Raw genomic sequence first — 15,396 nt, forward strand, 5'->3', positions numbered from 1 at the left:
TTCGCATGCTGATTGAAGCATTAAGCGACTATCCTTCCACCTGGTCAGCTATTCAAGCAATTGCCCCTAAGATTGGCTGTACGCCTGAAACCCTGCGGTCATGGCATAAAAAGCACATAGATCAAACTATTCCTGCCTCAGTGCAAGCCCAAAGCCAAGAGCAACGTATTAAAGAGCTTGAACGCGAGAATAAAGAGCTCAAGCAAGCCAATGAGATTATACGTAAGGCTGCTGGTCTTGAAGCCCAGGCGGAGCTCGACCGTCCACCCAGATAATGGTTCAGTTTATTGATGACTATAGAGGTAGTTATGGGGTCGAGCTGATTTGTAGAGTACTACCGATTGCCCCATCAACCTACTACCGTGCTAAAGACTTAGAGGACTGCCCTGAGAAGCGCTCATTACGCAGTCAGCATGATGACTATTATCTCAGAGAGATTAAACGTATTTGGCAGGACAGTAAATGCCGTTACGGTGCGCGTAAAGTATGGCAGCAGATGAAAGCTGACGGGTTAAAGGTTGCTCGTTGTACCATAGAGCGTTTAATGAAGCAGTATGGTATGCAAGGCATCTGGCGCGGTAAGGGCAAGATCACCACCAACAGCCGTGACGACCAAAAGCGCGCTGATGACTTGGTCAATCGTAACTTTAATGCCCGTCGTCCTAATCAGCTTTGGGTTGCAGATTTTACCTATATCAAGACACTGAGTGGCTGGGTTTATACTGCTTTTATTATTGATGTGTTCGCTCGTGCCATTGTGGGCTGGAAAGTATCCAATCGCATGAACACCGATATGGTGATGGCCGCGCTCAATCAAGCGATAGCAGATAGGAATAATCCCAAAGATGTGATTCATCACAGTGATCGAGGGGTTCAGTATTTATCCATTCGCTACACAGATAAGATGGCTGACTGCGGTGTGATTGCCTCTGTTGGCACTACGGGTGATTCTTATGACAACGCACTGGCTGAAACGGTCAATGGGCTGTACAAGTCTGAGGTGATTCATTATTTGAAAGAGTGCTGGTCTGGTGTGAACGATGTTGAACTGGCAACCCTTGAATGGGTCGATTGGTTTAACAAAACACGACTGCATAGCACGATTGGATATGTGTCGCCCTTTGAGTTTGAAAAGCGGTATTATGATAATTTAATCCTGTCAGGCATTGCTGCCTGACTCAAGTAAATCAGCCTCCGATAAAGTCGGGGCGGTTCAATGGCGATATATTCTACAACTGGTGCAAAGACACGCTAATACCAAGCCTTAAAACTAAATGCGTGATTGTCATAGATAACGCTAGCTTTCACAAACGCGTTCAGAGATTGCTCAATAGACATGGTCATCGCCTGCTATTTCTACCGCCTTATAGTCCCGATTTAAACCCTATTGAGAAAAAATGGGCACAGGCGAAGTTTTTGCGCCAAGGGTGGATGGAGAATAATTTACCTAAACTGTTTCATGATATGGGTTGTACCAATTTTATTTTGGATTGACTATATATTTAGTGCTTTGGTTTTTACCTAGATGCTGTTATTAATATTAGGGTTTATTAAGAAGATGATAATACTTGCAAGTGCTCGTCCACTATGACTCTGGCTAAGATAAAGAAAATTGTATACTATAGTTCGTTTATTTACATACTACTTAGAAGCTGAAAGCATGTCAGACCTACCAGATTTTATCCAGCCTACTTCTTTTTCACCTTCCAAAACATTTGGGCAGATGAGTCCTCAAAACAGTCATAACAATATCTCTGATCCCATCAATAGCGCACTTCCATCTCCGGTAGATATACAAACATCAAAGCCAAACAGCCTACCGGAGTTTCTACGTCTCAATGCAACGAAGTATATAGAGGATTTGACAGCCGTTCAGAGTGCCTCTGAACTACTCTCAAAGTTGAACCCACAACAAACTCTCTGGCTTGATTTGGAAATTAACCCCGAAAATGAGAAATTAATAGATGGTGCTTTCTTAATCAACGACTACTATTGGCACTTTAATGCTCAGCAATTTCGACAGCAGTCAGATGTCGTTTATGAGCTATTAAATAAAGCTGATTTTTTAGGTGGCCATCATCTAATTGAGTTTGATTTACCTCACCTATATTCGCTATTAAACGACGCATTATCGACCACTAGCTATAAACATACATTATCAACAAACCAGCTTGACGGTTCTGACAAACTGCGTGGCTGGCAAGCGAAAGCTTGGGATACACTGATACTGAGCTGCCTATTTATTCCGCACCAGCCTAGCCACGCCTTAGCTAAGCTCTACAAAGCCAATGTCGATTATAATAACCCAGTCCTTGACTGCTTAGAAAGTCGCTGTGTATTTGGGCTTTGCACACAAGCGTGGCAAATCCTACCTACCAATATGCAAATACTACTGCACAAGCTATTACCACAGCTTTTGCATTTGCATACGCTCAGCCGTCAAAACTACTTTGCTATAGATGAAGACAATATCTTTGATATAGAAGCTATCTTTGACAACTTGCCCACAGGAAATCGAACTGATCTTATCAACCTATTAGAGGGTTGTATGGGCAATAATTATGTGAGCAATAATGACAAAGCGCACTCAACACTATGGCAACATCTTGGTTTAGCCACCTTTATTAACTGGCTAAGATATTTTGATAAGCCACAAGCACGCCGTCCAGTATGGCTTATCAAGCATCCTTTCCACAGACATAGTTTTAGCCAAGCTGAAAATACTTTTTGGCATTTGCATGAGCCGAGTGAAGATTGGATTAATCAACAGTGTCATCACTTTTTTGGATTTGAGCATTTGCGCGAAGGACAGATGTCTATTGTCAAAGCAGTGCTGATGAATGAAGACATTCCTCTTGGCATATTACCAACAGGTGGCGGTAAAAGCTTGACCTTCCAGCTACCTGCACTGATATTAAGTAGGTACCAACGTCAGCTGACCGTAGTGATATCGCCTTTAAAGGCATTAATCGAAGACCAAGTTGTCAACTTGCATACTGATTTGCCAGACTACGCCAACCGTATTGCTTATCTGACTTCAGGGCAGTCCATAGAAACCCAAAAAGACATCTTAGACGGTATTTGGCAAGGCGATATCGATATTATTTATATGAGTCCAGAGCGGCTACGTACACATAGTATTCGTCAACTACTCAAAAATCGCCCACCAGCATTTTGGGTATTAGATGAGGCGCATACGCTTAGCCAATGGGGCACTGATTTTCGGCCAGACTTTTTGCGTATCGCCGATCACATGATGGCGTGTTATAGCGACGAGCTTCGAGAACACTTTACAAAGCAGCTTGAGCGCCAAAGCGACATTAAAGAGGGTAAGCTTCAGCTTGATATGTTAGAAATGATATCTGATCAGGACAATACTAACGCATCTAGAACAAATATTAGCAGTAACGCGTCGGAATTCTTACCACCTACCATAAGCTTAGTGACCGCCACAGCCTCTACACGTGTCAAAGATGATTTAGAAAGTGAGCTGGTAGATAAGCTTACTGCCTTAACTGACAATAAAACTTTGGTGCAATATGGCACCCCTATCGAAAGCCTTAAGATTTGGCGTGACGATATTACTGCGCATTTTATAGAAGCAGCCAAGGACGAGCGTGAAGCGCATATCTATAACATTATAAATGAGCGCAAAACTTGGTACGAAAACCAATATCCGGAACACCCTGAAAAAGGCGTGGCTATAGTTTATCTGCGTAACCGTAAAGGCTGTGATCAATATGCTGACGATTTCGCCCAAAAAGGCTTAGCGTCTGCCGCCTATCATTCTAAATTAAATGAGGGGCAAAAAAAGAGTGTACTTGAAAAATTCAAAAATGATGAACTAGACGTGGTGGTCTGTACCAATGCTTTTGGCATGGGCATTGATAAAGAGGGCATCCATACCGTTATTCATAGTGGACCGCCGAATAACCTTGAGTCGTATATTCAAGAGATTGGCCGTGCAGCACGTAAATCCTACGAGGTCGGTGCAGCATATATGCTATGGGGTCAAAAAGACATTGAAGCTTTGTTTTTCCAAGAGCGTGAGTCGCGCATACCAAATACAAATACCTTAAGAGACTGTTGGACCGCCATACGTCCAGCTCTCAGTAAACCCATGCAAGATCAATGGTTCCCTAGCAGTATACTAGCGCCCATACTTGCACCAGATGACGAGACTGAACAACTTAATACCCAAGTAAGAGTGGCTTTATTGGCGCTCGAGCGTTACGGATTGCTGACTGAAAAAGACCAGCAACCGGCTTGGATCAGTATCAAACTATCAAGCCAACCGCCTGCTAGCCAACATACTAATATGTCTAATCTCTATGCTCAATTACAGCAGCTTTCAAATGATACCTTAAACACGGTAACAACAAACATAGTTAGCGCTAAGAATAGCAGTGACGAAGGCTCTAACAATGACAACAATACTGGCCTTACTCGCTATCATTTACCTGAATTGGCATTGGCACTTGGCTACTCTGTTAAGTCACTATTAAAAGGGCTACGTGAGTTGGTCAATCAAGGTCATGCTCAGTGGCAAGTTGTGGTACGTGTACGACTAAAATATACACACCGCTATTTAAAGGGTGAATTTAATCGCTTAAGCCGTATTATTACTGCTTTAGAGGAATGTCTAAATAGCAGCTATGGCGCGCTAAGTAGCACTGAAGCGATAGAAACGCAAGGCACCACCCAGCTCAATACCAAAGTACTCGACAACTGGCTGATTCAGCAGCGCCATAATTTATCCAGTAAACGTCATATTCTACCTATGTTTCGAGCACTAGGTATCTTAAAAACGCGCAATCATGGTACGACCCAAGTGTTTGTTTCCTCCACAAATCAGACTAAATTTTGGCAAATTGATGAGGATCTGCCAGACAATTGGGAAAGCTGGGTTCGCTATGCAAAAGTGCTCGTAGCAGGTTTGACACCTTTATATGAAGCGCATCTGCTACCTGCCCTACCCGATAAAAAAGATGGCGATGGTAAAGAGTTTCATCTAGATACTTTAGCCCAAAAACTAAAGCGCGATCCTGATACTATCTTAACCCAACTTGAGCAATTACAGCGCTTAGAGCTGATTGAGCTTAGCCGATTAGACGACACGCAAGATGCTATTTTCTTTATTGGCAAACACCGAAAATCCACTTCAAAGTATCATGAAAACGCCTATCAGTATTTACAAACCCATTATCAAGATCGCTGCGCTCGCATCCATATGCTGAACTTTTGGCTACAGGCAGACGCTGATGTCCAAAAAGCGTTGATTGAGGACTACTTTACTAAGCCGCTATCTGAGGTCATTGAAACCTATATTAACAACGATATCGATGTGCATAAACCTTATATCAAAGATTATGAAAAAGAGATTTTGCCTAAATATTTTAGTGACACTCAAGTACAAATCATCAAAGAAACAAGCCGTGCGGCCATGGTACTGGCTGGTCCAGGATCTGGGAAAACCACCGTGGTGGTACATAGAGTCGCTTATCTATTAATGATAGAAGAAATCAAGCCTGAGAAGATTTTGATATTGGCTTATAACCGTTTGGCGGTAGCTGAACTAAGATCGCGCTTACTGGCCTTGATTGGTTATCATGCAATCAATGTTACCATTCAGACATTCCATGGGCTGGCACGGCAAATCACAGGACTGAGTGAAAAAGACGCACCTGATGCCGCGCTTGATGAGATTGCTACGCGCATTGAGCATTTAAGCCAAGAGAAAAACTTACAAAAGCGCCGTGATAATGCTCGCTATCAGTGGATGATTGAGCAGGCCATCAGTCAACTACAAGAGCGGCCGCAACACTTTCAGTACATCATGGTCGATGAGTTTCAAGATATCGATGAATATCAGTATCAAATGATTGGGCTATTAGCAGATTTACAAACACAAGAGGACGATAATAGCAACACTAGTGAGAGCTATATTGCCATAGACGCTGATAGTGATGCTACTGATGATAACTTTGAGCAGCGCGGCTATTTGATGGTGGTTGGCGACGACGACCAGAACCTATACGCCTTTCGTGGCGCTAGTATTCAATATATCCAGCAGTTTGCAGACAACTACCACGTTAATACTGAGCAAAAATACTATCTGCTCAATAACTATCGTAGTGCTAATAACATAGTCGAGCTTGCCAATGAATTTATAGCCACTACATTGCCAAGTAGTGAGCGTCTAAAGCAGGCTGAGCATAGCATCAAGGCGACTAAACCCTATCCTAATAGTCCTATTCGCTATGGCTACTACCAGCAAACCAAAGGCGTTGACATGGCAGCATGGATCGCGTCTGAGATTGAGCAGCGCTTAGCGAGTAATGAACAAAAAAATGCAGCGCCAGAAACCATAGCCGTACTAGCCCCTAAATGGTCATATTTCGATGCCATACAGCATTACCTTGAAGCTCTAAATATTAGTAGTCAGCGCTATAATGAAAATGAGCAAATTACTCCCATAAATAGTTTTATAGGACAAACGCTATTTAAAGATTTGAGCGCGAAACGTTTAGACTTTATTGAGAGTAATGTTGCTGAATTTTTGGAATGCTGGCGAGATAAGCAAAGCTTAAACCATTTAGATAAAGCTTGGGATGCGATTATTAGCCGCACAAAAGATATGGAAAACGTGACTTATGAGCAGGTATTACAAGCGATAGAGTCTATTCTATACGATGATAAAACACAGGTTATATTGATCACTTATCATAGTGCGAAAGGGATGGAGTTTGATCATATTTATGTCATTGATGATCAACTCTCAAACTCATCTTCAAACGCTCAGGCAGATTATAGTCATGATAGGCCATTATATGTAGCACTGACACGGGCTAAGCAAACGTTGAGCTTACTACTCCATCATAAAGCGCATCACCCAACCTTGGCTAAAATATTGCTTACTCATGCTGAGCAAATTGACCTGCCTGTAATTAGTCCGCCCTCAATGCTGACTTTTCATCGCTTTATGCGTTTGGATGAGCTGGTATTGACGCCGCGCGCACTGATTAATGACGAAGGTCGCACGTTTGTAGAACAGACGTTTTGCCGTGATAGCTGGACGAAAACACGAGATAACATTCTGGGACTATTTGATATCGCTTGCTATAAACAAGATAAGAAAAGCGATGGCTTTTACTCAGCTAAAGGTCAACAAATCGCTCAGTTCTCTAAAGCTTTTTCTAAAGCATATTCTTCTCAAGGGCAAGGTACTCAACATCTATTGATGGCTGGCTTTACAACTACCCTGTTTTATCAGCAGGATATCTCTTGGTATGAAAAAGCGGGTTATCATGGTAACGAGAGTAGTCACTATCTGATCGTTCCTTATGTTCAATTTAATGTGCAGTGTGGGTAATGATTTCTACTGGTAACCCTATAGGAGTTAACTTAGGAGGTATTATTTATACCGCCTAACGATAATAGTCCAATTATATCTTTTCTAAAGTTGTTGACCATCTCGTCAAATCCGTAGACATAAAATTAGGGTATATTTAGTTTTTTAGGTTGATGTTAGGGTAAAGTAAGACTATTTAAATGACCCCTGCCATCAAATCCGTAGACATTAACTTGGGAGACTTTAGTTAGGCAATCTAAATTTACAATGCTGGCTGTATCAGACTTATTCTTCACTATCCTGTTCAAGCAGTATTACTAACATCTCACCCAAAAATTTCAAGACGCCGGACGACTCATAAGTAGCTTTTTTTTCAGATTTGAATTTCATTTTTCTGACAACTCTAACTTCAAATTCTGTACTATTCTGGTTAGTTCCCACCCTAATAGCGCTATCTAATTTATGCTTTTTCTTGAAATCTCTAACCTCTTTTGCGCCACTAGAAGTCAGTTGCCAATGTTGAGCAGCAATAATTTGACACCCTATCTTCAAGAAGTCACCCAATAACTCATGTTGAGATTTTTTAATGCCAAATTTTAAGTAAGATCTAGAGGTAATGTGCTTTTGCTTATAAATACTGACAAACTCTCGTAATTGATCAGGTTTCTGTACGGACAGGTTATAAGCGTTATCCAATGCCGTGGTAATAATGGCTTGAGCAGTTTGACCTTTGACCTGAGTAATGAGCTTGTCGTTATTATTTAAGCCACTCGCGTTTTTGTATAACTCTCTTGCATTGATTAGATGAATACCGTGTTTTATCGCTATATTTTCCAACTCTTTTTCACGCAGCTCAGGTCTGAGTCTATCTATCTCTCTTATAAAACTAATAACAGCATCGTACCTTGCTCCAATAAAAATAGAGTGCTGTATCCCCTCACCTTCAGCACTCCGCTGGATAAGTTGGGAACTCATATCGGGTGCTGTAAATAAAGGGGTGTGATGTGCTTTTAGCTTTTTGACAAATTAAGGTCTTAATTTCTTTAACACTACTATTTATTTCCAATGTTCAACACGCCCTAGTAGTTCTTCTTTGTATTCGTAAAAAAGTGAGTCTTATTAGGTATTTGAAAACATGTTACAACGGATAAATAATAAGCTGTAATCCATAAAAGGGCAGAAAAAATAAAAAGGCCATGATATCGCTATCATGGCCTTTTTATTTAACACAGGTGCTACGAGCAGATTACTATTCAGCAGCGATGGCAATCATCTCAACCAATAGTTCAGGGCGGGCCAATGCTGACTCACCGCAAGCGCGCGCTGGTGGCTGGATACCTTCAAACCATTTGTCCCATACTTCATTCATAGCTGCAAAGTCTGCCATGTCTTTTATCCAAACATTTACTGATAGTAGTTTTGATTTGTCACTACCTACTTCTTCTAGTAACGTTTGGATTTTTTCTAAACACGTCAAAGTTTGTGCTTGAATATCGTCTTCTGCGTTGCCCACTTGACCACATAAATAAACCGTTTGATTATGGACGACGATTCTACTCATACGCGGGGTACTGTGTAACTTCTTTATCATTTTATCTCCCTTCAATTTATAAAAACAGCTGAATCAATCATGACTCGACAAACATGACTCATTATAGAGTAACAAATTATTTAGCGAAACGCTGAGCACTAAACGGTGCAAGGTCTACCAATAATGGTTTGTCATGAATCATTTCTTCAACCAGACGCCCTGTCATAGGTCCTAGAGTAAAGCCTTGATGGCTGTGACCAAAGGCGAACCATAATTTATCATGCTTATCAGCAGGACCGATAACTGGTTTCATATCAGGCATACAAGGACGTGATCCTGCCCAAGCCTCAGACTCTACTGCATCTTCTAATGGCAGAATTTTGCGAGCCAGCTTCAGTACAGTTTGTAATTGACCGAAGTTTTTTGGTGCGTCCATTGTAGTCATCTCGGCACCAGTGGTAATGCGGATACCTTGTTGCATTGGCCCCATCACAAAGCCTTTATCCATATCAAACATACTGTGATTGATGGTGTTTTTTTCTGTCACTTTGAAATGCTGATGATAACCACGCATTGGGAACAAGGGCAGATTATAACCAAGTGGTTTGATCAAGTCATTCGACCATGGGCCAGCGGCAATGACCAATTTATCACTATAATACGTATCATTATCAGTGATGATTTTCCAGCCTTCACCATCTTTTACGATTTCTTTGACATCGCTTTCTTTGATCGTACCTTGCATATCTTGGAAGTTTTTCGCATAGGCCTTAACCAATGAGCTTGGGTTTGATACCTGCCAAGAGTTCTTCCAATGAATGGCACCAACGAAACCATCAAAATTGGCACTAGGTTCCATGGCTTTAAGTGCGTCAAGGTTTAATACATTATGCTCAACCCCTTGATTGCGTGCATCAATGGCTGCTGCTTGCGCTTCTTTAAAGGTCTCTTCAGAACGATGTAACTGCAACCAGCCATCGCGAGTAATCAACTCATCAGCACCAGATGCTTCAATCATCGTTTGATGCTCACTGGTGCAATGCTCAATCAGCGTCTGCCACTCAGCTTCGATTTGTTTAACCGTCGCAGGTACAGAATACTTCCAGTATTGTAGCAATGCTTGATGGTAACGTAGAATCGCTGGTATACGATAGCGAATATCCGTACCTTGGTTCGGTAATACTCGAATCATCTCAGTCAGTTGACGAGGAAAAGGATGTGTATGAATAGCTTCACGCTGAATCAACCCAGCATTACCATACGAGGTCTCTGATCCTGGCAGTTTCTTATCTAAAAGCAGTACATTTGCATTGTTTTTTTGTAAATGCCACGCAACTGACGTGCCAACCATACCTGCACCGATAACAATCACTTCATAGCGCATAACCTATCCTTTTCTTAGGGCGTTAATACAGAGTATCAAATATGAGGGTCTAACAGAATTAGGTGGTAATAGTAACGCATTAAGCCAAATTTTAAACCCTTATTTGTGAAATATTTTTAATATTAAATACTTTTGGTTATGTCATTTTTTTAAAAGTATTTTTAAAAGTAATATTAAAGAAAATTAACGAACAAGTTGAATTAATAATACCCATAGTAATAGCTGCTAACGATAAATATTACAAATACCAGATATAGCTTATCAACATTAATTTCTGTGCTATAGTTTGGTTTTATCCAAAAATCGTGTTGCTTTCATCTGTAGTAATAAATGGTGTTAATACGATTAAATCAACAAAATATCAGCCAATTAGTCAATAGTTTTTGATGATTAGGAATACGTAATAAATGAGCATTTACACGCAACGATTGGCCTCTCAGATTGAATTTATTAAGCAATGTGCTTTGATTAAAAAAGCACCTATTCAAGACTTCACAAAGCACAGTGACTTTATTTGTATAGAAGAGCATGTATTAAATTTGCCAGGTATTAGCCTAAATATTACAAATGATAACTCTGAGGATGTTTGGCTGCGTTTAGAACGGTTACGTGAAAATGCGGTACCAAAACCGAGCAGTACCCTATTAGCACATTGGTTAGTATTTCCAAGCAAGTTTAGTGACCAACCATCACTAAAAGAAAAAACTTCTGTCCAATTATTAATAGATGACAACCTACTCTCTTCTGATTCGAGTGAAATATTCACACCATTTGAGGTTGAAGCCACCCGTTTCGATGATAACCATCCAGATGAGTCATCAGATGTAGCAGAATATTCAAAAGCAAAGATTCATCTAAAAAACTTTCCTGAAAAAGACGCTGTACAAAATGAGTTTAACGATTACATCCAAAATATCTGGAAACCTTGGTTAGCAACAGAAAAGCGAGTACGTCAAAGTATCACGCTGTATGCCAAGCTGTTCATGCTTAATCAAAAGCTTCAAGGCAATCTCGCTGATGCACAGCTAGAATTGGTATGGGGTGTCGGTATTGCTATAAGAAAAAATGCTGACAATGAGTCAAATAACAAGCAGATAAAGTACCCCTTATTAACGCAATCTGTTGAAATTACTTTAGATCAAAAAACCATGGCTTTAATTGTCAAGCCTACGCTGTCTGAGCCCACACTTGAAACTGACCCTTTTTCCGTAGAGGAAAATCAAGGTTTGGCCAAACTGCTAAAAAACACCAAAGCATTTTATGAATCAGAAGATGTACTGCTAAATCCTTTTATACCCAGTAGCTATGAGCCTATCTTAAAATCAGCGGTGACATTGCTTGACGCTTCTGGCGTTTATCAACCCGACCATACTACTGCAGGTGAGCGCAAAATACCTACAGCACAGCATAACCTTATCGTAACAGATACCTGGGTAATCATGGCTCGCCCGAGAAGCAATAATATATTTTTGCAAGATCTGGATAAACTATCTACGCAACTCGAAACGGTTTCTGATGGCAATTTACCAAATGCCCTCAAAGCTATGCTGACAGAGCCTGCAACCGAAAATAAAGAAGTCATATTATCCGCCTATCGGGGCCTATCTATGGTAGGTGGTAGCGAAAATTATACCAGCACGCCAAATGAGCTCTATTTCCCCAAAGCATTCAACGATGAGCAAGTACAAATCATACAGCAGCTAGATGTACACGACGGTGTGGTCGTGCAAGGTCCTCCCGGTACAGGTAAGACGCATACCATCGCCAATGTTATCTGCCATTACTTAGCGCTTGGCCAGAGAGTGTTGGTCACCTCCATGAAAGATCCTGCCCTAAAAGTACTACAAGAGCAGTTGCCTGAATCGATACGACCGCTCGCTGTGAGCTTACTCACTAGCGAAAATGAAGGCCTAAAGCAGTTTGAACATACCGTCAAAAAGATATCAAGCGAAGTATCGAGTATCAATTGCGAGACCTATCAAAAAGATATCATGATGCTAGATGACCAAATCGATACTATTCATGCACAGTTAGCAAGTACCGACCATAAAATTACGGCCTGGGCGCGGTTAAATCTTGATGATATCGTCATGAATAACAAGACTATTACACCAATAGATGCCGCGACTGAAGTGGCTCAAAACCGGCAGCTTATCGAAAGCTTTCCCGATAAATTGGGCATAGAAGAGATGTTTAAGCCTCAGTTTACTCATGCTGATATAACTGAGCTAAAAAATGCCAGAATCAAACTTGGAAGCGACTTACATTATCTTAATAAAAAAATACCTGCGGTTGCAGATATTCCTACTACCAATACGATGCTACAGTTGCACAGAGATTTAAATTATCTGAACGAATCACAAGTAGCTGAGGAGCAAGGCAAACTACCAAGCTTAATGGAACACAGCGCTAACACTTTGAGCATTGCTTACAATACAGCTGCCAACACTTCTCGTTTACTCTATCTTCTTGAAAAAGTTGAGAATGCTAAACAAGACTGGACGACTAATATCCAACCACACCTGGCTGATAATGCCAAGCAAGACATCATTGGGCATTTAAATACGCTAAATACCGAAATCAAGGCACTTTTTAACGAGAGAACAGTTTATTTAAGCAAACCAATCTCATTGCCTGACAACGTAGATAAAAATCCAGATCTGGTCAATGCCATCGCTAATTTATCTGAAAGTAGAAAGCCTTTTGGCTTAATAGGTATTTTTGGTAAATCGGCAGAAAAAAAATGCCTTGAATCTATTAGGATACTCGCATCACCACCCTCAAGCGCACAAGATTGGCAATACGTATTAAGCTTTATAGCCTTTAGAAAAAAAACGCTAGAGCTTATCTTACGCTGGAATGTATTGTCCAATGATCTATCTTTACCCATATTTGAAGTATCACCTGATGTCTTATCTGATTTAAATTCAGCCGCTTACTTATATGAGGCCGTTTTTGATATCAACCGTCTACAACATGATATTCAACAGGCCCTACGCACTATATTCATAGAATGGGATACTCATAATACCAACAAGACAATACGTTATGATAAAGAAGCTTTGGTTGAGATAAGTCATATACTGAAGCAACATCTAAAAAGGCATAACCTGATAAAGAGTAGCAAGTTAAAAGAGAGATTACTGGGTGAGCTTGCTGATTGTGACGGTGACATTAGCGACAAAACCATCGCTTTTTTCAATCAGAAAATTGGTAGTGCCAGCTTAACTGATGATGCATTACAAGACATATGGAAAGACCTGCTAAATGAGCTAAAACGAGTAAGAAATCTTACGACCGACCTACAAACAGTCGCTACCGTTACCAAGCTTATCGAAAACAATGGCGCACCACTTTGGGCCGAACAGTTACGCCATACGCCTTGTGCTAGCGCTCAAAACACAACGCAACTAGATGACCTATTACCTAATAATTGGCCGGAAATTTGGCGTCTCAGCCGACTGAAAAGCTTTATCGACAGCATCGATGGTCGCAAGGATTTAGTTCAACTGACCAAAACTCGTGGCAATTTAGAGTCAGACTTGGCAAGATTATATCAAGAAGCTATCACCAAACGAGCTTGGCTAAAAGTCGCCGAAAATGCGACGCCAAACGTGAGAGCCTCTTTAGAAAAATATCGCTCTGCCATCATGCGTATCGGTAAAGGAACGGGTAAAGGCGCACATTATTATCGCCGTGAAGCGCGAGAAGCCTCTGCTGGCGCTAGTGCTGCTATCCCGTGTTGGATTATGCCACACTATCGTGTTTCTGAGTCCTTGCCAGCAGAGTTTGGTAATTTTGACTTGGTTATTATTGATGAAGCCTCTCAATCTGATTTAACGGCCTTACCAGCCATCATGAGAGCCAAGAAAGTGTTAATTGTTGGTGACGATAAACAAGTATCACCAGAAGGTGTCGGTCTTGATATCGAAAAAATTCGCAATCTGATGGCACAGTACTTGAGCAATCAAGTCCCTGTTTATCGCTCACAGATGTCGCCTGATCGCTCGATATATGACTTATTTAAAGTCGTGTTTGCTGATAGCAGTGTGATGTTAAAAGAACACTTTCGTAGTGTGGCGCCTATTATTGAGTTTTCTAAACGTGAGTTTTATAACCATGAGCTGATACCATTACGTAGAGCCAAACCTTCAGAGCGCTTAGACCCACCATTGATTGATGTCTATGTCACCGACGGCTATCGCCTAAAAGGCTCTGATATTAATCCGTCAGAAGTCAGATTTATCGTTGATGAAATCAAGATCATCGTTTCCGACCCAGCTTATAAAGGTAAAACCATTGGTGTTGTTTCACTATTGGGCTATAAGCAGGCACACAGTATTATGGAGATGCTCAATAAGGAGTTGGATGAAGCGCTCATGACTGATTTTGACATTGCTTGCGGTGATGCCAGAACTTTTCAGGGCAAAGAGCGCGATATCATGTTTTTATCCTTGGTCGTCGCGCCAGGCGCTGCCCATGCACAAACCAGAGACACTTTCGCTCAGCGGATGAATGTGGCGGCCTCAAGAGCACGCGATAGAATGTATTTGGTACGCAGTATTCAACTGGATGAGCTTAGCCAAGCTGATTACTACCGAGCAGAGCTTATCAAGCATTTTCAAGCGCCATTTATGCAAGATGAGGAAGAAGTCGCGGAGTTACGTGACAAGTGTGAATCGCCATTTGAGCAAGAGGTGTTTGATATTCTAGTCGGGCGAGGCTATCGCGTTGTGCCACAAGTTACAGCAGGTGCCTACCGAATCGATATGGTAGTCGAAGGTGAAAACGACAACAGCCTAGCCATTGAGTGTGATGGTGATAGATATCATGGACCTGATAAATGGGACAGCGACATGCAACGTCAGCGGATTTTGGAGCGTGCTGGCTGGAAATTCTGGCGCTGCTTTGCCTCTACCTTTGTCACCCGCAAAGAGGAGGTCGTTCAAGACTTATTAATAGAGCTGGAACGTTTAGAGATCTATCCAATCGCTATCGACTCTACGTATAGTAGCTCGTATATTGCATCCAGAGTTGTCACTACTACTGAGGAACCCTTACTCGACAGTGACAGTGATGCCAGTATAGCTAGTCAAGCAGAGACGGACGCTTAAAGATATAAAGCTCAAT

General features: G+C 41.4%; 7 protein-coding genes and 1 other annotated feature. Of the genes, 4 read left to right on the plus strand and 3 right to left on the minus strand.

The genetic code is table 11. The features are described 5' to 3' along the window. The 3 genes from ACT3QP_RS09000 to ACT3QP_RS09010 form a co-directional block, all read left to right on the plus strand. Positions 1-1,177, plus strand: a protein-coding gene (locus ACT3QP_RS09000; protein ID WP_444525246.1) for an IS3 family transposase whose coding sequence is annotated in 2 segments (ribosomal slippage) — positions 1-240 and positions 240-1,177 — 1,178 coding nt annotated over the 2 segments. Because the reading frame shifts where the segments join, the coding sequence is not laid out codon by codon here. This gene is flagged as partial in the annotation. Next, positions 233-349: a sequence feature (AL1L pseudoknot), on the plus strand. Its footprint overlaps the gene before it by 117 nt. 47 nt (positions 1,178-1,224) lie before the next feature. Next, entirely contained in the window at positions 1,225-1,494 is a 270-nt protein-coding gene (locus tag ACT3QP_RS09005) for a transposase (protein ID WP_444525261.1), read from the plus strand. Positions 1,495-1,660: 166 nt separating this feature from the next. Next, entirely contained in the window at positions 1,661-7,372 is a 5,712-nt protein-coding gene (locus ACT3QP_RS09010; protein ID WP_444525247.1) for a UvrD-helicase domain-containing protein, read from the plus strand. 264 nt (positions 7,373-7,636) lie between these two features. Here ACT3QP_RS09010 and ACT3QP_RS09015 read toward each other — a convergent pair whose 3' ends face one another. The 3 genes from ACT3QP_RS09015 to ACT3QP_RS09025 all read right to left on the minus strand — a co-directional run bounded on the left by ACT3QP_RS09015 (position 7,637) and on the right by ACT3QP_RS09025 (position 10,266). Beyond that, entirely contained in the window at positions 7,637-8,326 is a 690-nt protein-coding gene (locus tag ACT3QP_RS09015) for a hypothetical protein (protein WP_444525248.1), read from the minus strand. Between the two features lie 274 nt (positions 8,327-8,600). Beyond that, positions 8,601-8,939 (minus strand): RidA family protein, encoded by a 339-nt coding sequence (locus ACT3QP_RS09020; protein ID WP_444525262.1) that lies wholly within the window; start codon positions 8,937-8,939, stop codon positions 8,601-8,603. Between the two features lie 79 nt (positions 8,940-9,018). Continuing rightward, complete coding sequence (locus ACT3QP_RS09025) at positions 9,019-10,266, minus strand: NAD(P)/FAD-dependent oxidoreductase (protein ID WP_444525249.1); 1,248 nt, start codon at positions 10,264-10,266, stop codon at positions 9,019-9,021. A gap of 407 nt (positions 10,267-10,673) precedes the next feature. On the opposite strand from ACT3QP_RS09025, the gene ACT3QP_RS09030 reads away from it, so the two are divergent. After that, positions 10,674-15,380, plus strand: a complete 4,707-nt coding sequence (locus tag ACT3QP_RS09030; protein ID WP_444525250.1) for an AAA domain-containing protein — start codon at positions 10,674-10,676, stop codon at positions 15,378-15,380. Positions 15,381-15,396: the final 16 nt, after the last annotated feature.

This window comes from Psychrobacter sp. AOP7-B1-24 (assembly GCF_052376215.1).
Taxonomy (GTDB): domain Bacteria; phylum Pseudomonadota; class Gammaproteobacteria; order Pseudomonadales; family Moraxellaceae; genus Psychrobacter.

Coding starts and splice junctions, on each gene's coding strand:
- ACT3QP_RS09025 (WP_444525249.1), bottom strand. CDS start 10,266: ATGCGCTATGAAGTGATTGTTATCGGTGCAGGTATGGTTGGCACGTCA.
- ACT3QP_RS09015 (WP_444525248.1), bottom strand. CDS start 8,326: ATGAGTTCCCAACTTATCCAGCGGAGTGCTGAAGGTGAGGGGATACAG.
- ACT3QP_RS09030 (WP_444525250.1), top strand. CDS start 10,674: ATGAGCATTTACACGCAACGATTGGCCTCTCAGATTGAATTTATTAAG.
- ACT3QP_RS09010 (WP_444525247.1), top strand. CDS start 1,661: ATGTCAGACCTACCAGATTTTATCCAGCCTACTTCTTTTTCACCTTCC.